Here is a 23,154-nt window from a genome sequence, read left to right on the forward strand (position 1 = left end):
GTGGTAACGTGCTGGATAACACTAGGTTTTCTGTCACGGATTTTTTCTGGAGAGACGATTTGTGATAGAATAATCTCAGAAACTACACAAGCCAGGAGGCCATTATTCATGTCAAATGTTTTTGTATTAGGTCATAAAAATCCGGACACCGATTCGATTTGTTCGGCGATTACTTACGCCCACTTGAAAAGAGAGCTCGGAATGGACGCCGAAGCCATTCGTCTCGGTGAACCGAACAATGAAACGCTTTACGCATTGGAGTATTTCAAGGTATCGCTGCCGCGTTTCGTGAAACATGCAGCGGACGAAGTGAATCAGGTCATCCTCGTCGACCATAACGAACGCCAGCAAAGCATCGACGACATCGACGAAGTACAAGTGATCGAAGTGATCGACCATCACCGGATCGCTAATTTCGAAACAACCGACCCGCTTTATTTCCGTGCGGAGCCTGTCGGATGCACAGCGACGATTCTATTGAAACTTTATAAGGAACATGCAGTCGAAGTGCCGGCGGATATTGCCGGGTTGATGCTGTCGGCGATCATTTCGGATTCTTTGTTGTTCAAGTCCCCGACCTGCACCGACCAGGACATTCAGGCAGCGAAGGAATTGGGCGCAATTACCGGCGTTGATGTCGAGGAATACGGTCTTGCCATGTTGAAAGCCGGCGCAGACTTGAGCAATAAAACATTGGAAGACTTGATTTCGCTTGATTCGAAAGAATTTGAAGCGGGCGACCACCGCTTTGAAGTGGCGCAAGTCAATGCAATTGATGTCTCGGAAGTGTTGGACCGCCAAGCGGAATTGGAAATTCTTATCAAAGGAGCGGTCGCATCGAAAGGGCTGGACTTGTTTGTCTTTGCTGTCACTGACGTCTTGAACAACAATTCAGAAGCAATCGTGATTGGCGAGCGTTCAGATATCATCGAGTCTGCTTTCCAATCAAGTGTGATCAATAACCGGGTGCTGCTGCCGGGAATAGTTTCGAGAAAGAAACAGATCGTGCCTGTCATCACAGAAGCCTTAAGCTGATTCCCTTACAGGGAGTCAGTTTTTTTTCGTGGAGAAGTTTCATACAGGCAAAAAAATTGTGGCGTATCGAGGTCATTGCTATAGTAAGTGGCGAGGTGAGTAGTTATGAAAATAGAAGTTTGGTCGGATTACGTTTGCCCATTCTGTTATATAGGAAAGCGCACATTGGAACAAGCACTCGTACGCTCAGGCTACGAAAGCCAAGCGGAGATTACATTTAAAGCATATGAACTGGATGCACAGGCGCCGGTGGATTCCGATCGGCTTGCCTATGAACACTTAGCGGAAAAGATGGGGCAAAGCCTCGAACGGGCAAAAGAAATGACAGCCCAAGTTGCACAACAGGCGAAAGCATTCGATTTGCATTACGATGTGGAGAATATGCCCCACGCCAATACATTTTCTGCGCACAGGCTTGTCAAATGGGCCGAAACGCAAGACGGGGAACAGCAATTAACTGAACTGTTGATGCATCATTACTTCGAAAAAGCACATAACATCAGCAATACGGAAGTTTTACTGTCAATCGTCGAGAAAGCGGGGCTCGACCGGGAACGGGCGGCGGAAGTCCTCGGTTCGGATCAATTCCAGGGTGAAGTTGAACGTGACATTCAAGAAGCCGGGCAGATCGGTGTACAAGGCGTTCCATTTTTCGTCGTCAACCGAAAATACGCCATCTCCGGTGCCCAGCCGCTCGAAGCGTTTATCGAAGCATTGGAGCAGATCGGCGAAGAGGAAGGCATGCGCCCTGCATTGAAGCCGATCGGTAAAGCGAAGACAAGCTTTTGCACAGGTGATTCCTGCGAAGGGGAATGAGCCAGGCAAGTTCATTGACTTTATATCTCGAATTACTTATAATTAAAAAGTCTCGAATTAAAGAATCATAATGATAGTATAAAGGAGTTTTACTAGTGGAAAATATTTTAGTCGTAAAAGCCAATAACCGCCCGGCATCTGAGGGCGTTTCAAGTAAAATGCACGAAGTCTTCATGGAGAACTTGAAGACGGACGCAGAAGTCAACACGTTTGATGTCTTCGCGGAAGATATGCCGTATTTCGGCCAGGACTTCTTCGACGCTATGCAAAAATCCGCACAAGCAGAAGAATTGTCCGATCTTGAACAGCGCATTTTGACGGCGGCCAACAAGGCAATGGATGCCTTCATGGACGCAGACGTAGTCGTGTTTGCCTTCCCATTGTGGAACATGACGATCCCTGCAGCATTGCAGACCTTCATCGATTATATCTACCGTGCAGGCATGACTTTCAAGTACACGGAAGAAGGCCCGGTCGGCCTGGTTCCTGAGAAGAAAGTCATCATCCTGAACGCACGCGGCGGCGTCTACTCGACTCCGGAAGCGGCACCAAGCGAGATGAGCGTCAACTACATCCGCGGCATCATGAATTTCTTCGGCATCACGGATATCGAAGAAGTGATCATCGAAGGGCACAATATGTATCCTGACCGCGCTGAGCAAATCGTCGCAGACGGCATGGAACGCGTAAAAGAAGCAGCAGGATCGCTTTCTAAAGTAAACGCATAATGAATGGAAAACGGAAACGCTTCGGCGTTTCCGTTTTTTCTTTTGACTTGCTGAGAAAGGTGAGAAGTTGTATTTTCCGGAGCTTATCGCCCGCTTTCCGTGGGCTCGTACCCGAGCCCGAGCCACCTCAGTCGCTTCGAAACCCTTGTGCTCAACTCTCACTGTGTTCGAGCATCGCAGAAAACCCGCTTGCTCAACTTTCGCTTCGCTCAAGCATCGCAGAAAAAATTTGCTCCCACATCTGCGGGGCAGATGCGTCGCAAATAAATGAACCCAGCTGCCCGCTATATCATTTGTTTGCTCGACTTTCGCTGTGCTCAAGCCTCGCAAACGAATGTCCGAGGCGTGCCTCGTTAGTTTGCTCCCACATCCGCGGGGCAGATGCGTCGCAAATAAATGAACTCAGCTGCCCGCTATAACATTTATTTGCTCGACTTTCGCTGTGCTCAAGCCTCGCAAACGAATGTCCGAGGCGTGCCTCGCGCATTCGTTGGTTAATGATTTCCACATAGGGGTACACAAGCAATAAGCAAAACATTCCATAAAGGAGGGGCAGCATGTCTCAAAATGAACAGCAAAGCCGCATTCCCGAGTCGAAGGAGTCTTTTTGGAGAGCCTATAAGGAACTGCCGGATTACCCGGCGTTTACCGGCAATAAGTCCACGGAAGTGGCAGTGGTAGGTGCTGGCATCGCCGGTGTCATCACCGCGTATCTATTGGCGAAAGAAGGAAAGAAAGTGACGCTTCTCGATGCCGGAAAATTGATCGATGGCGTCACCGGCTACACGACCGCCAAGATTTCCGCACAGCATGGATTGATGTATTTGCCGTTGATGAAATTGGTCGGCGAGGAACAGGCGAAGCTATATTATGAAGCCAATATGGAAGGCTTAAGGTTTATTGAAGAAACCGCTGAAAAACTGAACATCGATTGTGATTTTTCACGCCAGAATGCTTTCATCTATTCAACCAAGGAAACCAGTGCCAAACTGCTGGAAAAAGAAGCGGAAGCATACGAAAAGCTTGGAATTGAAGGCGGATTGGCGCGCGAGGAATCCGAACTGCCGTTTCCTGTGACGGAAGCGCTCGTCATGCGCAACCAAGCGCAGTTCCATCCTGTGAAGTTTTTGGCGGGGCTTGTGAAAGAGCTGGAGAAGATGGGGGTGGAAATCCATGAGCAAAGCCGTGCGATGAAGATCCTAAGCAAAAAAGACCCGGTGATCCAAACGGAAAACCTATCGCATCTGTCATGTGACAAAGCTGTCGTCGCGACGCATTACCCATTCAATGATTTTGACGGCATGTACTTTTCCCGGATGTCCATTGAACGTTCCTATGCGATCGCCGTCCGGACACAGGGGACGATCCCTGAAGGCATGTATATCAGTGCGGACAGCCCGTCCCGCTCGATCCGCTATACGCCAGGTGAAAACGGGGAGAAGCTTCTTCTCTTGGGCGGTGATGGCCATCCGACAGGGAAAAGCTCGGTGGAGACGATGGAGCATTATGAAAACTTGGCGAAATTCGGCGAAGATTATTTCGATGCGGAAGAAATCCCGTATCGCTGGTCCGCGCAGGATATGACAACTTTGGATAAAATTCCGTATGTGGGGACCATAACTGCGGGATACGAAAACATCCTGGTGGCGACCGGCTTCCACAAATGGGGGATGGCAAACGGCGCCATCGCCGGCCGGATCTTGACTGACCAGATTGTCGGCCGTGACAACCGCTATGCAGCGCTCTTTGATCCGACACGCCCGAAATTGAAAGCCGTCGATGCAGCGAGTTTCTTGAAAGACAACGCATCCGTAGCAAAAGAACTGGTCACCGGGAAACTCAAGAAGCCGTCCAAAACGATAGATGACCTGGAAAAAGGACAAGGCGGCCTTGTCAAAGTGGACGGCAAAAAAGCGGGCGGCTACCGCGATGAGTATGGCCAAGTGCATCTCGTCAAGCCGACCTGTACGCATATGGGCTGTGACGTGGCATGGAACGATGCCGAAACCTCCTGGGATTGCCCGTGCCACGGCTCACGCTTCTCGCATACCGGGGAAGTATTGGAAGGCCCTGCCGTGAAACCGCTGAAGAAATTAGAAGGCGGCATATAAAACGTAGAAAAAAAAGAAGCAGCGATGGCTGCTTCTTTTTTTTGCTTATGCTGGGTTCGCTTGGATTTCCAAGTTCAATTTGATGTCTTCGCCGACAAGCACGCCGCCTGTTTCAAGCGCTTGGTTCCATGTCAAACCGAAATCTTTGCGGTTGATTTTGCCGTTGACGTTGTAAGCAACAACTTCAACGCCCCACGGGTTGGTAGCTTTGCCGCCGTATTCCGCTTCGAATTTCGCTGGGCGGGTCACGCCTTTGATCGTCAAATCGCCTTCGAGTTCATATTCGTCATCGTCTTTTTTGCGGATATCGGTTGCGTTGAACGTAATGTATGGATGCTGCTCAGCGTCGAAGAAATCTGCAGAGCGCAAGTGGTTGTCGCGGTCTTCATTATTGGTGTCGATGCTTGTTACGTCAATTTTGAAATCGATCAATGCATTTTCAAGGTTGTTTTCATCTGCTTCCACCTGTGCTTCGTATGAAGCGAAAGAGCCTTTCACTTTTGAGATCATCATGTGTTTCACGGAAAATCCGATTTCTGAATGCGCTTGGTCTACTGTCCATTTTTTCATGAGTAATTCCTCCAATTTCGTATGTGTTAGCCTTACTATAAACAATTAATATCTCGAAGTCAATAGGTTTTAATTAAAATAGTTTTAATTAGAGATAAAATTTATCCAGACTTTAGTCCTTAACAAGGCAATATCGCTTGTCAAAACATGATGAAAAATGGATACTATTAAGAGCGAAAAGTTTAGAAGGGATTTGCTTGGAATGATGAAAGAAACTTGGTTGGCGGATTTGCGCCGTTTTGTGGCAGAAGATCACGTCAAAATGGACGAGCCTTTGCATTTGCATACATTGACGAAAATGGGCGGGCCGGCCGATATATTTGTAGCACCGACAACTGAAGATGAAGTAGCTTATACAGTAAAATACGCATATGACAATGAGATCCCACTTTTGATGCTTGGGAACGGTTCTAATATGGTCGTCCGTGATGGCGGCGTCCGTGGAATCGTGCTGACATTCAAGAAGCTGGACGGCATCATGATCAATGGCACAACAGTAATTGCCCAAGGCGGCGCAGACATTAAGAAAGTATCGCGCGCAGCAGCTGACGGCCAGCTGACAGGCTTGGAATTCGCTTGTGGCATCCCTGGCTCGATCGGCGGCGCGATGGCGATGAACGCTGGCGCATACGGCGGCGAGATCAAAGACGTTATCGTCCGGGCGACCGTCTTGACAAAAGAAGGCGAAAAGCTGGTCTTGACGAAAGACGAGCTGGAACTCGGCTACCGGAAAAGCATCATCACGAAAAAAGGCTTTTATGTCCTGGCTGCCGAGTTCGGCCTCGAAATCGGCGAGCAGCGGGTCATTGATGCCAAAATGTCTGATTTGACTTTCCAGCGCGAAAGCAAGCAGCCGCTTGAATTCCCTTCTGCAGGAAGTGTCTTTAAACGGCCGCCTGGCAATTTTGCCGGCAAGCTGATCCAGGAAAGTGGATTGCAGGGCAGAGGGTTTGGCGGCGCGGAAGTTTCGACAAAGCACGCCGGATTTATCGTCAACAAAAACAACGCGACAGCCAATGACTATATCCAGACCATTGAAATGGTGAAAAAAGCGGTATTCGAGAAATTCGGCATCGATTTGGAGCTTGAAGTGAAAATCGTCGGCGAAGATATGGCTTGATGCAAGTGAGCGGCACTCCTTATACGGAGTGTCGCTTTTTTAATTAGAGCCATTATTATGGTATAATGAATTCAAAGTAATTTACGGAGTAGGTGGTCAATATACAGAGCTTTAGTGTAGACGGTATAATCCTGATCGGTGGAATTTTCCTCCTGGCTGGCGTCTTGATGACGAAAGTATCGGCACGCGCCGGCGTTCCCTCGCTCGTTTTGTTTATGTTCCTCGGCATGGTGTTAGGCAGTGATGTTTCAGGCCTCATCTATTTCTCCAACGCAGAAATTGCCCAGATGGTCGGAATTGTCGCCCTCATTATTATCCTCTTCGAAGGTGGTTTACAAACCCAATGGAAGCATATCCGCCCGGTTCTTGGCGGTTCACTCGTCCTGGCGACGCTTGGGGTTTTGATCACGACAGGCATCGTAGCTGTCGCAGCGTACTATGTGTTTGATTTGACTTGGCTGCAGGCCTTTTTGCTCGGCTCCATTGTCGGCTCGACGGATGCCGCAGCGGTCTTCTCGGTTCTCGCAGGCCAGAACATCAAATCCAAGATTTCCTCAACGCTCGAAGCGGAGTCAGGAACGAACGACCCGATGGCGATGTTTTTGACCATTGCATTTGTTCAATTGATCATGATCCCGGAGTCATCGGTCTGGAACATGCTCGGCAGTTTCCTGCTTCAAATGGGGCTGGGATTGGTTCTTGGCCTGGCGCTTGGATTTTTCGCATCGTGGACCATCAATAGGATTCGGCTGGATGCCTCGGGGCTTTATGCGGTGCTTGCCGCAGGCTTTGCGATTTTCATCTATAGCTTTACGGCCGTCCTCGGCGGCAGCGGGCTGCTGGCGGTATACTTGGCGGCTCTTGTAATCGGGACGCGCGATTTGACGCATAGTTATTCGATCGTCTCCTTCCATGAAGGTTTCGCTTGGCTGATGCAGATCGTCATGTTCGTCATTCTCGGGCTTCTCGTCTTCCCAAGCCAATTGGCTGACTGGGATCTCATCTGGAAAGGGCTCGTGCTCTCATTCGTGTTGATTTTCATCGCGCGCCCGGTAGCTGTCTTCATCAGTACGGCGTTCTTCGATTATGATCTGAAAGAAAAGCTGTTCATGTCCTGGGCAGGGCTTCGCGGTGCGGTACCGATCGTTCTGGCGACGTTCCCGATGCTCGCCGGCATGGATAACAGCATCCTGTTTTTCAATATCGTTTCGTTTATCGTGCTGACGTCCGCTTTATTGCAAGGCTCGACCATTCCATTCTTCGCGGAGAAGCTCGGTTTGAACGGGCGTCCGGTGCCAAAGCGCATCCATTCGCTGGAATTGGTATCGATGGATCGTGCCAATGCGGAAATGCTGGAAGTCGAACTGTCCGAGAAATCGCCTTTTGCCGGCCAGTTGGTGCAGACGATCGGCCTTCCGAACCAGACCTTGATCAGCGCCATCATCCGTTCCGGCAAGCTCGTCATGCCGACCGGAACGACGCGTCTCAGAAAAGGCGATGTGCTGTATGTCCTTACCGAAAAGAAACAGGTGCCGAAAGTCAAATTGGTGCTTGGAGAAGAAGATTTCGTCAACTGAGCTTGCCGCTTCGGCAGGCTTTTTTTATGCTGAGGAAGGATTTTCCACAACGCCGGTCGAATGAAAAGCAAAAAGGGGGAGTTGTCATGAAGGGGAAGAAATGGGTGAAATGGTTGTTGGTCGCCTTGGGTTCACTTCTTGTGCTTGCGGCAGGTGTGCTCATTTTTGTAAACGTTTACATTTCGAAGTCGAAGCCGGTCATCGAAGGGGAAATCGCCGTTCCAGTGCTGGAAGAAGAAGTAACGGTCGTACGGGATGATATCGGCGTGCCGCATATCCGGGCAGAAAGCGATGCGGATTTGTACAGGGCGCAAGGGTATGTGCAGGCGCAGGACCGTTTGTTCCAGATGGATCTATCGAGAAGGCAGGCGAGTGGACGTTTGGCTGAAGTGATCGGCGAAGCCGCTGTCGATACCGATAAATATTTCCGCACTTTCAGCTTGCGCCGTGCTGGGGAAGCGTCTTGGTCTGGCTACGGGGAAGAAGCGAAACAAGTGCTTGAGTGGTATGCGCAAGGCGTCAATGCGTATATCGATGAAGCGAAAGAAGAGGGGCGCCTCAGCTATGAATTCGCGCTGCTCGGCTACGAACCCGAACCGTGGACGCCTGTTGATTCCTTGGCAATCGGCAAGTTCATGGCCTATGATCTCGGCGGCCATTGGAATTCGCTTGCGGTCCGGCATTGGGCGTTGAATGAATTCCCGGAAGACAAAGCGCGTGAATTGTTCATCCGCTACCCGGAAGATGCGCCTGCGATTTTGGCAGCCAATAAAAAACAGCCGGTCACAGTCGCCGGTGCTTTCGATCCGTCAGTCATCCCGCCAGAGTTCAATGGCAGCAATAACTGGGTCGTGTCGGGGGACAAGACGGAAAGCGGGCTGCCGCTACTAGCAGACGATCCACATCTCGGCCTCAGCACGCCGTCGATTTGGTACCAGATGCATCTGGAGTCCCCTGAACAAAATGTCAGCGGCGTCATCTTCGCGGGCATCCCGGGAATCATTCTCGGGCATAACGAACAGATCGCATGGGGCGTGACGAATGTCGGGCCGGATGTGCAGGATCTATATATTGAAACGCCAAACCCTGACGATCCGACACAGTTCCGTTATGAAGGAAAGTGGGAGCAAGCGCAAGTGCTGGATGAGCCGATCCGGGTGAAAGACGGAGAGACGGTCGATTTTGAAGTGCTCGTCACCCGCCACGGCCCGATCGTGTCGCCGGTCTTATATGAAGAAGAAGAGCCTTCCGCCGTCTTTTCCATGCAGTGGACCGCGCTTGAGCCGACGCTCGAACTGCAGGCCGTATTGAATTTCAATAAAGCGGGGAACTGGGAACAATTCGAAACAGCTTTGGAAGATTTCCAGGCGCCTGCACAGAATTTTGTATTCGCATCGACTGACGGCACCATTGCATACAAAGCGAACGGGCGTATTCCAATCCGCAAGCAAGGCGACGGGCAATTGCCGGTGCCGGGTGATTCTGCTGAATATGGCTGGGACGGCTATGTGCCGTTCGATGAATTGCCGCGTTCGGTCAATCCGGAATCCGGCTTTATCGCGACCGCCAATAACCAAGTCATAGATGATAGCTACCCGTACCATATTACGGATTTCTGGGCGCAGCCTTATCGCTATGAGCGCATTGCAGAAGTGCTCGAAGGGAACGATAAACTGACTGCGGAAGACATGATGGCCTTGCAGATGGACCAGAAAAATCTGTACGCTGCAGAATTTCTCGAAGGGATGATGGCGGAAGTCGAAAAACTGACGGATGAGCACCAAGAGCTATTCAGCATGCTGCGTGGCTGGGATCAGGTAGACGGCGCAGACCAGGCAGCGCCATTCGTGTTCCACACATGGATGCGGCAATTGCCGGATACCTTATTCGAAGAACAATTTCCTGAGGATGTCTACGATATGCTGTCAGGCAAAAACCATATCACTGACGCTATGTTGCGCCAGGCTTTTGAAGGAGACGAGGGCGCATGGGTGCGTGAATATGGCGGCACTGGAAAATGGCTCGCTGATTCGCTCGATTTTGCTCTCGATGATATCGAAACAGCGCAAGGCAGCGATCCGCAAGATTGGGAATGGGGCGAATACCATCAGTTGACTTTCCCGCATCCTGTTGCGGGGGCTTCACCGATTCTCGAGCAGTTCTTGAATCCGGACAAAGTGCCAGTGGGCGGCTCGAATATTACCGTGCAGGCAGCGGCCTTCAATGATGATGGAGATGTCGACCACGGGGCCTCTTGGCGTTTTGTGGCCGACCTTGCCGATTTGTCGAAAGCCTATCACATTGTCGGGCCAGGGCTGAGCGGCCATGTAAAATCCGACTTTTTCCATAACCAAGTCGACAAATGGGCGCAAGGCGAGTTTCATGAAACCCGCATCGAAGGCGATGTGGAAGGAGCTGAATTAACGCTCATTCCTGAATAAGGTATACTGGAGAAAAACGTTCGGGGGATTTTATGAAAAACATATTGGCTGTAGGGTTTGGCGGCATGGCCGGATCGCTTCTCCGCACGGCTGTGTTTCAATTCGCCGGGGCGGGTCTGGGCTTGTGGCTTGCGAACATTGTCGGAAGTTTCATCATCGGCATCGCGGCAGCCCGATTGGTGAATCGTTCGGCGGGAACGCGGCTGTTCGTCTCGACCGGGCTGATTGGTTCGTTCACGAGTTTTTCGGCCTTTTCGGCGGATTGGTTCCGCTTGCTTGAATCGTCCTTATTAACAGGCATCATGTATGCCCTTGGCATGACGGCCGCATCAATTGTTGCAGCGGCTTTGGGGCTGCTGGCGGGGCGCAAGGGGGCGGTCGAATGATCAGCATCGCGATATTCGGCTTTCTTGGTGCCGTGGCCCGTTATCTCTGCTATATGGCGGTGGAGAATCGTGCGCGCCAGCCGAAACTTGCGACTTGGTTCGTCAACAGTCTCGGGTCGCTCATCATCGGCGCATGTCTCGGGGCAGGTGTGCCGGCGACCTTCGGAATCTTCGCGTTTCTCGGAGCCTTCACGACCTTTTCGACAATGGCGCTCGATAGCGTCAAGGATTTTGAAGACGGTCATTGGAAGCAAGGCATCTTTTATATTTCCGCGACGCTTGTTTCCGGCTTGCTGCTGTTTGCTGCCGGTTATTCAATTGCTTCTATGTAAAAAAAACGTTCCGCTGAAGAAGCGGAACAGTTTTTCTGCGCGTTGAAGAAGTCTATTAATTAGTTATGAATTAAAATGACATCATCTTTTCAACATTCAAAATCAATGATCTATCTAAGTATTTGGAGAAGCGTTCGCTCGACTCCTGTGGATCAGCGAGACGACCGAGACCCCGTAAGGAATGAATGAGCGAAGCTTAGCTGAGAACATTCATTTGCGACGCATCTGCCACGCAGATGTGGGAGCACAAGGGTTTCGAAGCGACTGAGGAGGCTTGGGCGCGAGCCCACGGAAAGCGAGCGGTAAGCTTCGGAAAATACGACTTCTTCACTTTCACGACACACAAAAAAACCGTTCCACTGAAGAAGCGGAACGGTTTTTTTTTGTGTTTTTTTATTCGAACAAGCCTTTTTCGACGACGCGTCCCATGCGCCCAGAAGTGGTTTCGGCATGGAATAGTGATTGATAGACCGCTTCTTCCGTTGATTCGATCACGCCTTGGAACAGCCCCGCCATCACTTCGTGGTCATCGCGCAATATCCGTAAATCGGTAAAAGGCGATTGCTGCTGGTGGGGAATTGTATAGGCGGTGGAGAAGGCGATGATGATGTCCCCTGAGCCGTTATGTACATGCGTGCCGGTGCGGCCAAGCCCGATCGCCGCTCGTTTGGCGAGCCGCTTCAGCTGGCGGCTATCAAGCGGTGCATCGGTGGCGATGACGATGATGACGGATCCGTCTGGCCGCTGTTCCGGAGTATTTTCCGGCAGCCAATTGGCGATGGCAATTTCTTCTTTGCGCCCGAAATTGGTCAAAACGAATGCGCCGGCCGTGAACTGTTCATCCCCGTAATCCACAGTGCGTGAAGAAGAGCCGATGCCCCCTTTGACGCCATAGCAAATCATCCCTTTGCCAGCTCCGACAGCCCCTTGTGCAAAGTCAGCGGAAGCTGTGCGAATCGCCTCGGCGGCATGAAGAGGTTCGACCGCCATCCGCCGCATCGAATTTAAATAGCTGTCATTGCATTCGCCGACAAGCAAATTCAATGAGCTGGTCGAATCGCCGATCGATGGATTTTCAGCAAGCATATAGTCCATCGTCCCTTGCAGCACCGCTGCCACGCTGAAAGTATTGGTCAGCATGATCGGGGATTCGAGCACGCCAAGCTCATCGACCTGGATGAGCCCCGCGGTTTTGCCGAAGCCATTCAACACAAACGAGGCAGCAGGCGTTTTTTGTTCGAACCAGTTGCCAGCATGCGGCAGGATCGCGGTGACACCGGTGCAGACCGATTCCTCTTCATTGATCTTTTCATTGAGTGTGACATGGCCTACTGTAACGCCCGGCACATCGGCGATGGAATTGCGTTTTCCTTTATGCATCATGATCCCCATTTCTGTTTTCCTGCATGATAGGCTACGGATTCCGATGTTGTTCAACAATGTGGAATCGAACAGCTCCACAGAATGTAGTTTTCTTTACTTGATGACCAGGACCGGCACTTTGACACGCTTTGCCACTTTATGGCTGACGCTGCCGAGCACAAATTCCTGAACAGGATTCAAGCCACGGCTGCCGATGATGACGATATCGTATGGATGTTCGTTCGCATGGGAGACGATGGCTGGCCCAGGTGCACCGTGGACAATAACGCTTTTCACACGGACGCCTGCCTGGTGGAAGATATCTTCGAAGGGCTCAAGATAATCGCGAGCGGCTTCGGCTATTTGCTCACTTGTGAGCCCGCGATTGCTTTCCTTTTCGGATTTTCCGTAATCGACGGCACAAATAATGGTCACTTGTGCTTCAGGCGTGCCTTCAACGAGTTGAATTGCATGTTGTGCAGCGCGTTTTGAGTGATCAGATCCATCGATGGCGACCAATACGTGTTGGTACATAATTCGTCTCTCCTGTTCTGTGGTTTCGGTGTTTTCAATAGTATAGCATTTACTGAATTGCAAGCGGGTAGTAGTGTTTTTCATTCAAATGGGCATTTGACTGTTAGGGCGGATAGACGTATACTGAAATCAATCAAATGAAGGTTTGAATGAAGGGTGTGAACAGGATGACAGAAGTTTGCGATATTACAAAAGTCCATCCCGAAGCGGTCGATCGGGTGCAGCAACATATGGTTGAGCTCGATGGCGTTTCGGCTTTATTCAAAGCGCTGGCGGATGAAACGCGCCTGAAGATCGCTTATGCGCTGACGATCGAGCCTGAAATGTGCGTCTGCGACATCGCTGCAGTGATCGGTTCATCGACAGCGACAGCCTCTCATCATCTGCGGTATTTGCGCGAGCGGGATTTGGCGAAATCTGAACGCAAAGGCAAGCAGATTTATTATTCCTTATCGGATGACCATGTGCGTCAGCTTGTGACCATCGCGAATGAGCATGCGAAAGAAGGTGTTTCAGTTGAGCAAAACTTATCGTCTTGAAAACCTATCGTGTACAAGTTGTGCGGCGAAATTTGAACAGAACATCCGTAATCTGCCGGAAGCGAAAAATGTAGAGCTGAACTTCGGGGCTTCCAAACTGCGTGTCGATGGCAATGTGTCGATCGAAGAATTGGAAAAAGCAGGGGCATTCGACCATATCCGCGTCTATCCGGAAAAACAACGCGTTCCGCATATACCGTTTTATAAACGGCGCCAGACGGTCGAAACGGCCATTTCGTTCGTCTTTCTCATCGTCGGCATCATCGCTTCATTCCAGCTTGGGGAGACACATCCATGGTCGATCGGCTTGTTCGGCGCATCGATGTTGATTGGCGGCTATCGAATGTTTTCCACGGGAGTGAAAAACCTCAGCCGCCTGGAGTTCGATATGAAAACATTGATGACCATCGCGATCATTGGCGCAGTTATCATCGGCGAGTGGCGGGAAGGCGCAGTTGTCGTATTCTTATTCGCCATCAGTGAAGCGCTGGAATCGTTCTCGATGAACAAAGCGCGCCAATCGATCCGATCGCTTATGGACTTGGCCCCGTCACGGGCATTGATCCAGCGCGACGGCGAATTGATTGAACTTGAAACGGAAGACATCCGCATCGGCGACGTATTAATCGTCAAGCCCGGTCAAAAAATCGCAATGGACGGCACGGTGCTGCGCGGTGAATCGGCTGTCAACCAGGCGGCGATCACCGGCGAATCGATTCCTGCGACAAAACAGCCGGGGGATGAAGTGTTTGCCGGAACGATGAACGAAGAAGGCGCATTGGAAGTAACCGTCACCAAACGTGTGGAAGATACGACCATCGCGAAAATCATTCATTTAGTGGAAGAAGCGCAGGCGGAAAAAGCGCCTTCGCAGCAATTTGTCGACCGCTTCGCGAAATACTATACACCGGCAATTATCGCTGTCGCCTTTCTAGTCGCGCTCGTTCCGGGATTTGTCACGGGTAATTGGGAGCTGTGGGTGTATCAAGGCCTGGCTGTGCTCGTTGTCGGCTGCCCATGTGCGCTCGTCGTATCGACGCCTGTCGCGATTGTCACGGCGATCGGCAATGCGGCAAGGCAGGGAGTGCTCATCAAAGGCGGCATCCATTTAGAAGAAACAGGACGCCTACAGGCTGTCGCATTCGACAAAACCGGCACCTTGACGAAAGGCTATCCGGAAATGACCGATGTGTTGCCGGAAGAAGGCTATACGGCCGAGGAAGTGGTCAAGCTCGCGGCGTCAGTCGAAGCGATGTCCCAGCATCCGCTCGCCCGTGCCATTGTGAAACAAGCGCCCGAACTATACCCATCCGAGCGTTTCCAGTCCTTGACCGGTAAAGGCGTGCATGCAGAAATCGGCGGCACGCGCATCCGTGTCGGCAGCTTGAAATGGGCAGAGGAGCACGGCTTCCATGCGCCGGCAGCTGCCTATCGCTTACAGGAAAGTGGAAAATCTGCGATGGCGGTATTTTCCGGCAAGCATCTATTCGGGGTGATCGGCGTTGCGGACGCTATACGGGAAGAGAGCCCGGCCATCATCGAGCGTTTGAAGGAAATCGGCGTCAACCGCACGATCATGCTGACAGGTGACCATCCGGCAACGGCAAAAGCGATTGCTGCAGAAATCGGCGTGACGGATATCCGCGCCGGCTTGATGCCTGAAGGTAAATTAGCGGCCGTTAAAGAGCTGCAGTCAAAATATGGCCGCGTGGCGATGGTAGGCGACGGCATCAACGACGCACCGGCACTTGCCGCTTCCGATATCGGGATTGCCATGGGCGGAGCCGGAACGGATGCAGCACTCGAGACGGCGGATATCGCCTTGATGGCAGATGATCTGGAGAAACTTCCATATACTATTCGACTAAGCCGAAAAACTTTGCGTATAATAAAGGAAAATATCATCTTTGCACTGGCACTGAAAATCCTGGCCCTGCTATTGATCATTCCGGGCTGGCTCACTTTATGGATCGCGATCTTTGCGGATATGGGGGCTACGCTATTGGTCATCTTGAATGCATTGCGCTTGGTGAAAGTCCAGAAGTAAGAGGCGTTTGGAGGTTGCGATTTGAAGTTAACAGAATGGACCATGGAAGAGCACGAGAAATTGATCGAGTTCATGACGACCAACTCCTGGCCTTATCATGGCCACGAACACCCGGTGCGCGCCTTGATCGAGAAGACGATCGTAGAGGGCGGCTATAAATCGGACCAGGTCAAGACCTTCTGGATTGAGAACGATGAAGGCGAACAAGTGGGATTGGTGAAGATCTTCGATTTGCAGGATGAAATCCCGCTGTTCGATTTGCGGATCGCCGATTCCTATCGCGGGCAAGGCTATGGCCCGAAAGCGCTGCGCATGATCGCCGATTTCGTCTTTTCCTTGCCGGAGAAGAAAATCCGTCTGGAAGGCCATACGCGCCACGACAATTTCGCGATGCGTAAAGCCTTCGAACGGACCGGCTTCGTCAAGGAAGCGCATTTGCGCCAAGCGTGGTTTTCGCCAAAGGAAAACCGTTATTACGACGCGGTGACTTATGGCATGACGCGTGAAGACTGGGAAGCGGGCATCACCACGCCGGTCATGTGGGATGATGCTGTCAAAGAGCCTGCCGAGTTGCCGTTCAACCCGGTATTGCTGGAGTTTCCGGATGCCTTCGAATCGGAGCGGCTATTGATTCGCGCCCCGAAAAAGGAAGATGCCGTACTCAGTTATGAAGCGGTGCGCCACTCGCTGGAAGCGTTGCGGCCCTGGATGCCGTTTGCCCAATCAGAACCGGATCTTGCATTGATGACGGCCAATCTCATCGAAGCGGCAGCTGATTTCGAGCTGCGCAAAGATCTGCGGCTGCATTTCTTCGATAAGGACAGCGGGCAGTTCATCGGTTCAAGCGGCTTGCACCGCATTGACTGGGAAGTGCGCAAATTCGAAATCGGCTATTGGGTAGATAGCAGATTCGAAGGAAAAGGCTATGTAACGGAAGCGGTAGAACGCATTACGCGCTTTGCTTTCGAAGAGTTGGATGCGAACCGCGTCGAAATCCGCTGTGATCCGGACAATGTCAGGAGCCGCGCGGTTGCGGAGCGCCTCGGATTTGAACTGGAAGGCATCCTGCGCAAGGACAGCCTGTCGAGGCATGACGGCAAACTCCGTGATACGTGCGTCTATGCGAAAGTGAAAGCATAAAAAACCCCGTAACAGCAGGTCGCTCTGCTGTTACGGGGTTTTTGGGTCCGGTGTTTATCTAAACACCTTTCCTGCCTGTCACTAAGTTAATGATCAAGACGATTGCCGCGATGATCAATAGAATGTGAATAAGTCCGCCTGCTACGTCCAATAAGAATCCGATCACCCATACCGCAAGAATTACTACCAAAATAATCCAAAGAATGCGTCCCATGTTCTCCACCCGCCTTTCATTTTCATGTATCTTTTGTGTTATAACTATCACTACCCTTAGCGAAAAAACGCTAAACCTCCCATTCCCCATTCGAAGGCGCTTTTATGGATGTTGGAAAATTGCCTTTATTCGGCGCTTTGGAAAGCGCACGCCAAGCGCTTGTGCTCAGTTGTCCACAGGACAGCAGTATAGTAAACTGAACATAGCGACGCGAGGGAGGAACGGAATTTGCCTACTCCAAGTATGGAAGACCATATTGAAATCATCTATTCATTGATAGAGCAAAAAGGATACGCGCGCGTCTCGGATATCGCCGAGGCGCTATCGGTGTTGCCGTCATCGGTGACGAAGATGGTACAGAAACTGGATAAGGACGGCTATTTGATCTATGAACGCTACCGGGGGCTGATGCTGACGCCGAAGGGACAGAAGCTCGGCAAGCGCTTGCTTCAGCGCCATGACCTGCTCGAGCAATTCCTGCGGCTGATAGGCGTGGACGAAGATAAGATCTACGGGGATGTGGAAGGGATCGAGCATCATTTGAGCTGGAATTCCATCGACCGCATCGCCGACCTGGTCCAGCTGCTTGAAGAAGACCAAGGGGTAGCGGAAAAATTGAAGAATTTGAGCAATGAGCAAAAAAACAGCTAACACAAATAGAGGAGGTATGCAGCATGGCTTTGCATCCAGGATTGAAAGCATTATTGCACATTAAAGACCGTTCCACATCCCAGTGGATCTTAAGTGACGGTTCCGGTGATGAAGTGACGATGAATGCATCGGAAATTGAAGAAGGGCAAGAGGTGGGAGAGGAGATCGAAGTCTTCTTATACCGCAACCGCCAAGGCGGCATCTCCGCTACACCGATGATTCCGCATATTTTGCCGAGTGAATACGGGTGGGCGAAAGTATTGAAAGTATCTCCGCGTGAAGGCGCAGTCGTTGATATCGGGACGACGCGTGAAGTATACGTGCTGCCGGCGGATTTGCCGCAAGTCCAGGATCTGTGGCCAAAACAGGGAGACCATATTTTCATGACGCTGCGCACAGACCGCTATGGCGACCTTTACGGGCGTCTGGCAACTGAAGAAAAGGTGCTGGAACTTTACGAGCCGGCTCCGGCTGAAGTTTACAATAAAGACCTGAAAGCCCGCGCTTACCGCTTGCTTCCGGTCGGCTCGTTCATGCTGTCAGTGCCGGAGAACTACCGTGTATTCGTCCATGAATCGGAACGTGAAGCAGAACCGCGCCTCGGCGAAGAAAAGACCGTACGCGTCATCGACGTCAAAGACGACGGCACGCTAAACGGCTCATTATTGCCGCGCAAGCAGGAACGCCTGTCGGATGATGCGGAAGAAATCCTTCGTTATCTGGAAAACGCAGGCGGCCAAATGCCGTTTACGGACAAATCCACTCCGGACGAAATCATGGAAATGTTCGGCATGAGCAAGGCCGCATTCAAGCGCGCGCTCGGCCGGCTTTACAAAGAACGCCGCATCGTCCAGGAAGACGGCTGGACAAAATTGATTGGCTAAGGAACCTTTCTGCCTCAAATGCGTACTAATATTTGAAGAAAGGGGCAAAAAAAGATGAAAAAAACAATGACACTTGCCGCACTTGCGATTGCCTTGGTGCTGGCGTTCACCGGCACGGCCTCCGCGAATGTCGGGATAAATGAGAAATTCGGCTTGCCGATTGTCGTCTACGGAGGCGATTTGTCAGCGGATGAAAAGGAGCAAGTCGCTGAAAGCCTGGACGTTGCAGGCGAAGCTGAAGTAGAGGAAATCGAAGTGACGGGGCAGGATCTGGTCCAATACATCACTGACGGGGACGCGCGTGCGCGCATGTATTCTTCCGCCAAAATCACCCGCACCGAAGAAGGTGAAGGCCTGGTCATCGAAATCGCTACACCGGACAACATCACCCAAGTGACGACAGAGATGTACGCCAACGCCATGCTGACAGCAGGCATTGAAAATGCGACCGTGGAAGTCGCGGCGCCGAAAGCGGTAACTGGTCATTCTGCGCTTGTCGGCATTTATAAAGCCTATGAAGTGAATGGGGAACAGCTCGATCCCGAACGGACAGATGTGGCCAACGATGAATTATCCGTTGCGACAGAACTGTCTGAAGGGGGCGTCGATCAAGAAAAGGTCAGTGAATTGCTGACGGAAATCAAAAAACAGATTGCCGAGCAAAATCCGGCAACGCGTGAAGATGTGGAACAGATCGTCGAAGAACAATTGAGCCGGCTCCAGATCGAATTGAGCCCGGAAGACCGCCAATTGCTGGTCGATTTGATGGACCGCATCCGCCAGCTCGATATCGATTTCTCGAAATGGTCGACTGAGTTGGAAGACTTGAGCAAGACAATTGAAGACAAAATCGGCACCATCGTCAACGACGAAGGATTCTGGGAAAGCGTCAAACAGTTTTTCCGTGATTTGGCCAATACCGTCCGCGGCTTGTTCAACTGAGCTATCTCTACGCAGATAAGCTGACAAGGCCGCAGCCATATAGAGAATAAAAAAAAACTGTCCCGGAGAACCCTGAAAATGGTATCCGGGACAGTTTTTGCTTATCATGGGTTTGCTCATGAAGCAGAAACAGCTGTCTTGCGGAAAAACACTGATGAGTGCTAGACTGGATATAACAATCTCGAATTCGAGATAAAGAAAGGGTGCTTTTCATGCAGGTAGCAGGCATTCACCATGTTTCCGCAATTACAGCAAATGCAGATAAAAACCATGATTTTTTCACGCGCATTCTCGGGATGCGGCTCGTCAAAAAAAGCGTGAACCAGGACAATCCATCTTCTTACCATTTGTTTTATGCCGATGCTGTAGGGACGCCGGGAACCGATATGACTTATTTTGATATTCCCATGGCAGGCAGGACCTATCCGGGTGTGACTTCCATCAGCAACACCGGCTTCCGGCTTCCTTCGGGTGAAGCACTCGATTACTGGCTGGAGCGGTTCCGTGAATTCGAGGTTCCGCATGGTGAAAAAACAAAACGCTTCGGGCGTGAGACAGTGGAATTCCAGGACTTTGAAGGGTCTCGCCTGATGCTTGTCGTCGATAACGGCGAAGGGATCCCGTACGGTGAGCCCTGGACGCAAGCGAGTGTCCCCGAAGAGTTTGCGATTCGCGGGCTCGGGCCGGTCAGGCTGACAGTGCGGAAATCGGAGCGCACGACCAAGGTGTTGACGGATATTCTAGGGTTCTCGAAAGTAGGCGCCTATGCCCCGGAAGTGGAAGGGCAGCCTGAAATTATCGTCTTTTCGACAGGAGAAGGCGGCCCCGGCGGCGAAATACATTTAGAGGAGCGCTCAGACCTTCCGCCGGAACGCCCCGGCCGGGGAAGCGTCCATCATGTAGCGTTCCGTGTGAAAACTTATGAAGAGTACAATAAATGGAACGCATATTTGCGGGCCAATGGCTTCCAGACGTCCGGGGAAGTGGATCGCTATTATTTCAAAGCGATCTATTTCAGGGAGCCGAACGGGATCTTGTTTGAATTGTCGACCGATGAACCCGGATTTGCAACAGATGAAAAAGCGGACGAACTCGGCGAAACATTGGCTTTGCCGCCATTCCTTGAGCCGAGACGCAAAGAAATCGAAGACTCTCTCCGCCCATTGAAAATCAACCGCTGATTGGCGTTGGAGCTCTAGCGGCAGAAAGTTTCGGTTCGCCCGCACAGATAAAGTGGACATAAGGAGGAATTGGACCGATGGAATTGAAGTTTACAGAACTTGGGCAAGATGAATTTGCATTTCGTGAGACAGACGGCGATACAGTAAAAGCGGAAATCACGTGGACACAGCTGGCTGATTTGATGGTCATGGAATATACCTATGTCGAAGAAAGCCTGCGCAATAAAGGGCTTGCGAAAGAATTGGTCGACCGTGCGGCTGCATATGCCCGTGAAAACCAGTTCAAGATGCAGCCGGTTTGCTCGTATGTAGCGGAAACATTTGAACGTTCCGATGAATACAACGACGTCAAAGCCTAATCACGCATGCCGGTGAAGCTTGATAAAAAAGACACAAAAAAAGCAATCCGTTTCCTCTTGGGATGGATTGCTTTTTTATGTATCGATGAATGCTCGGCTCATAAGCTCACTCCTTCTTACAGGCTTGTCATGAAGAACACGATGGCTGTAAGGATGGATGCGCCGCCTACTCCGTACATGAAATCTGCTTGGTTAAAAATTAGTTTATTTTCCATTTTTTAGAACTCCTTTTATAATCTGTATTTGTCTTGCTGATAGTAATAAAATACCCAGCTTGATAAAAGTTAAACAAGTTTTAATAACTTTTTAGCGGGAATTGAAGTAATGCGAAACCAAAACGCTGTGAAAGCGTATGTATGAGGGAAGAAATATAATAATAGAAGCTAAGGGGCCGCGGGCAAGACGGAATATTCCTTGCAGCGGAAAGCCCGGAAACAGAAATGGGAGGGTTTTTATGAATCAGGCACCAGAGAATTATGGAACCATCAAAAGGACAGGGGAAAAAGCTCTTGGCATCATCGGCATCGTTTTCAACGTAATCGGCATCATCTTGTCAATCATTCTCATCACCAGTTTGGCTGGGTTTGAAAACAGCGATATGCACCGCCAGATGGAAGAGGACTTGCGCAATGACCCGATGATGACAAGCCCGCAAGAAGCACAAATGGCAGTCGATACATTCAATGCATTTATTGCAGGATTCGATGTTGTGGGTTGGGTATTGGTCATCTTATTGGCAATCAGCACCGTCTTCGCCATTTTGGCCATGACAAAATTGAAGTCATTCGATAAGGCAAGCACGGCAGGCATTTTCTTCATCCTTGCCGGTATTTTCGCCGGGATCTTGTCGCTGACATCGATCCTCTTCTACATCGCTGCAATCATGTGCTTCGTGCGCAAGCCGCCGCTCCGTGAAGATGAATTGATGGGCCGCAGCAATGAACCAATTACAAGAAATGACACGGTAACGCGTGAAGATGACACGCCGTACCGCCCGTTATAAGAAATCTGATTGAATTCCAGATGCAAGAAAAGAAAACCCCCTCGAAGTGAATTCGAGGGGGTTTTGTACAGCTATAAGTTTATTGCGCCTGGCCTGAAAGGTCAAAAACGTACTTGGCTGTCTGAAGGGGATGCCCTTCGAACAATTCCTCGAACTCTTCAAGCAACAGGAAGCCGTTCGCTTCATAGAAATTGCGGCCTTTATGGTTTTCGCTTTCAACGTAGACGAATAATTGCTGTCCGCCTTTTAAGCGCGACAAGCCATCCGCCAGCAGTTTCTTGCCGAAGCCTGAACGCTGGTGTTCGGGCTTCATGTACATGGCGATCAATTCGGCATCGCCGTCTTCATCGACTTTCGTGAAGTTCGCAAAGCCCACAGCCTGCCCGTCTTGTTCGGCAAGCAGGAGGATCGTCCGCTCCATGCGCATCTCGAGCATCGGGGTCGAGTAGGATTGCTCCAAAAACTTCTTTTGTATGGGAGCTGGAATGATTCCTTCGTACGTATCATTCCAGCTGATGTGAGCGATTTCCCGTACAGATTCGATATCTGCCGGTGTACCTGTGCGAATCATGCGATCACCTCTGGAATTATTTTTGCTATCATATCAAACTCTAGCCTGAATAGCCATTGATGTGGAATAATGAAATCACAGGAGGCGATTGATTATGGCGTGGAAAAGTTATCAATTTGACGACTTCACAGCACAAGCATTATACAATATATTGAAGCTTCGTGTCGAAGTATTTGTTGTAGAACAGAATTGCCCGTATCCGGAGTTGGACGGGTTGGATGAAGTCTCAACCCACATCGTTTACGAAGAAGATGGACAGGTGCTTGCCTATGCCCGGCTGGTGCCTGCGGGGAAGAAATACGACGCGCCATCGATCGGCCGTGTCATCGTCCGTAAAGAGGCGCGTGGCCGCGGGCTGGCGAAAGAACTCCTCGAACGGTCGATCCGCTATATTGACGAGCAATGGCAAGAACCCGAGATCCAATTGCAGGGGCAAGTGTATTTGAAAGATTTTTATGGCTCATTCGGCTTTGAAGCCATTTCGGGCGTTTATGACGAGGACGGCATCCCGCATATCGACATGAGGCGTTCGGCTGCCAAAACAGCTGGATGATCCATGATTAGCTTTAGGCGATTAGGGTAAACAGGTAGTAATAAGAAAAGTAAAAGGA

24 protein-coding genes are annotated in these 23,154 nt (G+C 50.7%); 19 read left to right on the forward strand and 5 right to left on the reverse strand.

Annotated features, from left to right (window positions below):
• Window positions 1-108: 108 nt before the first annotated feature.
• The 4 genes from DP119_RS09825 to DP119_RS09840 all read left to right on the forward strand — a co-directional run bounded on the left by DP119_RS09825 (window position 109) and on the right by DP119_RS09840 (window position 4,690).
• Window positions 109-1,035: a manganese-dependent inorganic pyrophosphatase gene (locus DP119_RS09825; protein ID WP_112233020.1), complete on the forward strand. Its 927-nt coding sequence runs from the start codon at window positions 109-111 to the stop codon at window positions 1,033-1,035.
• A gap of 105 nt (window positions 1,036-1,140) precedes the next feature.
• Window positions 1,141-1,851, forward strand: coding sequence for a DsbA family oxidoreductase (locus tag DP119_RS09830; protein WP_112233021.1), 711 nt, complete (start codon window positions 1,141-1,143; stop codon window positions 1,849-1,851).
• A 95-nt stretch (window positions 1,852-1,946) separates the two neighbouring features.
• Entirely contained in the window at window positions 1,947-2,579 is a 633-nt protein-coding gene (locus DP119_RS09835; RefSeq protein WP_112233022.1) for an FMN-dependent NADH-azoreductase, read from the forward strand.
• Window positions 2,580-3,136: 557 nt separating this feature from the next.
• Complete coding sequence (locus DP119_RS09840; RefSeq protein WP_112233023.1) at window positions 3,137-4,690, forward strand: FAD-dependent oxidoreductase; 1,554 nt, start codon at window positions 3,137-3,139, stop codon at window positions 4,688-4,690.
• A 45-nt stretch (window positions 4,691-4,735) separates the two neighbouring features.
• On the opposite strand, the gene DP119_RS09845 is transcribed toward DP119_RS09840, so the two are convergent.
• Complete coding sequence (locus DP119_RS09845) at window positions 4,736-5,260, reverse strand: YceI family protein (protein ID WP_058381824.1); 525 nt, start codon at window positions 5,258-5,260, stop codon at window positions 4,736-4,738.
• Window positions 5,261-5,462: 202 nt separating this feature from the next.
• On the opposite strand from DP119_RS09845, the gene murB reads away from it, so the two are divergent.
• From murB to DP119_RS09870, 5 genes are all read left to right on the forward strand, one after another.
• Entirely contained in the window at window positions 5,463-6,380 is a 918-nt protein-coding gene (murB, locus tag DP119_RS09850) for a UDP-N-acetylmuramate dehydrogenase (RefSeq protein WP_112233024.1), read from the forward strand.
• Between the two features lie 101 nt (window positions 6,381-6,481).
• Complete coding sequence (locus DP119_RS09855) at window positions 6,482-7,957, forward strand: potassium/proton antiporter (RefSeq protein WP_068872674.1); 1,476 nt, start codon at window positions 6,482-6,484, stop codon at window positions 7,955-7,957.
• 86 nt (window positions 7,958-8,043) lie between these two features.
• Window positions 8,044-10,398: a penicillin acylase family protein gene (locus DP119_RS09860; protein WP_112233025.1), complete on the forward strand. Its 2,355-nt coding sequence runs from the start codon at window positions 8,044-8,046 to the stop codon at window positions 10,396-10,398.
• Between the two features lie 32 nt (window positions 10,399-10,430).
• Window positions 10,431-10,784 carry a fluoride efflux transporter FluC gene (locus tag DP119_RS09865; protein WP_112233026.1) on the forward strand — a complete coding sequence of 118 codons (354 nt, stop codon included), beginning with the start codon at window positions 10,431-10,433 and terminating at the stop codon, window positions 10,782-10,784.
• The gene (locus DP119_RS09870; protein ID WP_112233027.1) at window positions 10,781-11,116 is read left to right on the forward strand and encodes a fluoride efflux transporter FluC; all 336 of its coding nucleotides are present in this window, start codon (window positions 10,781-10,783) and stop codon (window positions 11,114-11,116) included. The genes DP119_RS09865 and DP119_RS09870 overlap by 4 nt, the downstream gene beginning before the upstream one ends.
• A gap of 393 nt (window positions 11,117-11,509) precedes the next feature.
• Here DP119_RS09870 and DP119_RS09875 read toward each other — a convergent pair whose 3' ends face one another.
• Together DP119_RS09875 and DP119_RS09880 are read right to left on the reverse strand one after the other, a co-directional pair.
• On the reverse strand, window positions 11,510-12,496 hold the full coding sequence (locus tag DP119_RS09875; protein ID WP_112233085.1) for a P1 family peptidase: 987 nt from the start codon (window positions 12,494-12,496) through the stop codon (window positions 11,510-11,512).
• A gap of 96 nt (window positions 12,497-12,592) precedes the next feature.
• The gene (locus DP119_RS09880) at window positions 12,593-13,012 is read right to left on the reverse strand and encodes a universal stress protein (RefSeq protein WP_112233028.1); all 420 of its coding nucleotides are present in this window, start codon (window positions 13,010-13,012) and stop codon (window positions 12,593-12,595) included.
• A gap of 167 nt (window positions 13,013-13,179) precedes the next feature.
• Here DP119_RS09880 and DP119_RS09885 point away from each other — a divergent pair, with 167 nt between their 5' ends.
• From DP119_RS09885 to DP119_RS09895, 3 genes are read left to right on the forward strand one after another with little or no spacing between them, the layout of a single operon-like run.
• Window positions 13,180-13,551, forward strand: coding sequence for an ArsR/SmtB family transcription factor (locus DP119_RS09885; protein WP_112233029.1), 372 nt, complete (start codon window positions 13,180-13,182; stop codon window positions 13,549-13,551).
• Window positions 13,508-15,598 carry a heavy metal translocating P-type ATPase gene (locus DP119_RS09890; protein WP_112233086.1) on the forward strand — a complete coding sequence of 697 codons (2,091 nt, stop codon included), beginning with the start codon at window positions 13,508-13,510 and terminating at the stop codon, window positions 15,596-15,598. The genes DP119_RS09885 and DP119_RS09890 overlap by 44 nt, the downstream gene beginning before the upstream one ends.
• Before the next feature lie 21 nt (window positions 15,599-15,619).
• Window positions 15,620-16,738, forward strand: a complete 1,119-nt coding sequence (locus DP119_RS09895) for a GNAT family N-acetyltransferase (protein ID WP_112233030.1) — start codon at window positions 15,620-15,622, stop codon at window positions 16,736-16,738.
• 58 nt (window positions 16,739-16,796) lie between these two features.
• Here the strand turns inward: DP119_RS09895 and DP119_RS09900 are convergent, their stop codons facing one another.
• Window positions 16,797-16,952: a lmo0937 family membrane protein gene (locus DP119_RS09900; RefSeq protein ID WP_112233087.1), complete on the reverse strand. Its 156-nt coding sequence runs from the start codon at window positions 16,950-16,952 to the stop codon at window positions 16,797-16,799.
• 228 nt (window positions 16,953-17,180) lie between these two features.
• Between DP119_RS09900 and mntR the strand changes: the two genes are divergently transcribed.
• The 6 genes from mntR (at window position 17,181) to DP119_RS09930 (ending at window position 21,972) form a co-directional block, all read left to right on the forward strand.
• Window positions 17,181-17,603 (forward strand): transcriptional regulator MntR, encoded by a 423-nt coding sequence (mntR, locus tag DP119_RS09905; RefSeq protein ID WP_112233031.1) that lies wholly within the window; start codon window positions 17,181-17,183, stop codon window positions 17,601-17,603.
• A 23-nt stretch (window positions 17,604-17,626) separates the two neighbouring features.
• Window positions 17,627-18,487, forward strand: a complete 861-nt coding sequence (locus tag DP119_RS09910; RefSeq protein WP_112233032.1) for a CvfB family protein — start codon at window positions 17,627-17,629, stop codon at window positions 18,485-18,487.
• A gap of 54 nt (window positions 18,488-18,541) precedes the next feature.
• Entirely contained in the window at window positions 18,542-19,429 is an 888-nt protein-coding gene (locus DP119_RS09915) for a DUF1002 domain-containing protein (RefSeq protein WP_112233033.1), read from the forward strand.
• 212 nt (window positions 19,430-19,641) lie between these two features.
• Window positions 19,642-20,610, forward strand: coding sequence for a ring-cleaving dioxygenase (locus DP119_RS09920; protein ID WP_112233034.1), 969 nt, complete (start codon window positions 19,642-19,644; stop codon window positions 20,608-20,610).
• Between the two features lie 77 nt (window positions 20,611-20,687).
• Window positions 20,688-20,969, forward strand: a complete 282-nt coding sequence (locus DP119_RS09925) for a GNAT family N-acetyltransferase (RefSeq protein ID WP_112233035.1) — start codon at window positions 20,688-20,690, stop codon at window positions 20,967-20,969.
• A 454-nt stretch (window positions 20,970-21,423) separates the two neighbouring features.
• Window positions 21,424-21,972 (forward strand): DUF4064 domain-containing protein, encoded by a 549-nt coding sequence (locus DP119_RS09930; protein WP_112233036.1) that lies wholly within the window; start codon window positions 21,424-21,426, stop codon window positions 21,970-21,972.
• A gap of 79 nt (window positions 21,973-22,051) precedes the next feature.
• Here DP119_RS09930 and DP119_RS09935 read toward each other — a convergent pair whose 3' ends face one another.
• The gene (locus DP119_RS09935; protein WP_112233037.1) at window positions 22,052-22,543 is read right to left on the reverse strand and encodes a GNAT family N-acetyltransferase; all 492 of its coding nucleotides are present in this window, start codon (window positions 22,541-22,543) and stop codon (window positions 22,052-22,054) included.
• 94 nt (window positions 22,544-22,637) lie between these two features.
• Between DP119_RS09935 and DP119_RS09940 the strand changes: the two genes are divergently transcribed.
• Window positions 22,638-23,096: a GNAT family N-acetyltransferase gene (locus DP119_RS09940; RefSeq protein ID WP_112233038.1), complete on the forward strand. Its 459-nt coding sequence runs from the start codon at window positions 22,638-22,640 to the stop codon at window positions 23,094-23,096.
• The last annotated feature ends 58 nt before the right edge of the window (window positions 23,097-23,154 follow it).

Origin of the sequence: Planococcus maitriensis (genome assembly GCF_003289925.1) — a bacterium.
GTDB classification, from domain to species: domain Bacteria; phylum Bacillota; class Bacilli; order Bacillales_A; family Planococcaceae; genus Planococcus; species Planococcus maitriensis.